The 644-nt window shown below is 46.9% G+C and carries 1 protein-coding gene; it reads left to right on the top strand.

Annotated features, from left to right (window positions below; translation table 11 throughout):
* Window positions 1–302: 302 nt before the first annotated feature.
* Window positions 303–644, top strand: a 342-nt coding sequence (locus A6A03_RS00500; protein WP_066782527.1) for a GxxExxY protein, incomplete at its 3' end; no start/stop codon positions are given.

Genomic DNA, 644 nt, shown 5'->3' with positions numbered 1-644 from the left:
CGGCGAGCGAAGGGGGGATAGCCACAAAAAGACACACAAGGGGGAATAGCCACAAAAAGACACAAAAGACACAAAAAATTTTGTGTGTGTTGCGTCTCTTCGCGGCTCTTCCCAAAGCTATGCTAGTATGGATAAAGAAGAGCCGCAAAAAGACACAGAAGACACAAAAAATTTTGCGTATTTTGTGTCTCTTTGTGGCTATTCCCAAACATATTTGTGTCTCTTCGCGGCTATTCCCAAACATATTTGCGTCTCTTCGCGGCTATTCCCAAAATCGTTGCTTTTATCACAGGAGAAGTACCGTGACAGCGCAGACCATCAACCAACTTTGCAACATCGTGCGCGAAACGGCGTATGCTATTCACCGATACCACGGCCCCGGCCATCTGGAAAAGGTGTATGAGAATGCCTTGGTGCATCGCTTGACGAAATTAGGGTTAGATGTTAAATCACAATATCCAATCGCGGTGTTTGACGAGGATGGTACAATGTTAGGCGAATACTTTGCCGATCTGTTTGTTGCGGGACGGTTGATCGTCGAGTTGAAAGCAGTACGCGCGCTCACTTCAGAGCATGTATCGCAGCTTTTGGGGTATTTGAAGTCAACCCGGATCGAGCATGGGTTGCTGATCAATTTTGGTGCG

Source organism: Chloroflexus islandicus (assembly GCF_001650695.1).
Classification (GTDB): Bacteria; Chloroflexota; Chloroflexia; order Chloroflexales; family Chloroflexaceae; genus Chloroflexus; species Chloroflexus islandicus.
The sequence above is the reverse complement of the archived record's forward strand: the minus strand, read 5'-3'. Positions and strand labels throughout refer to the sequence as shown.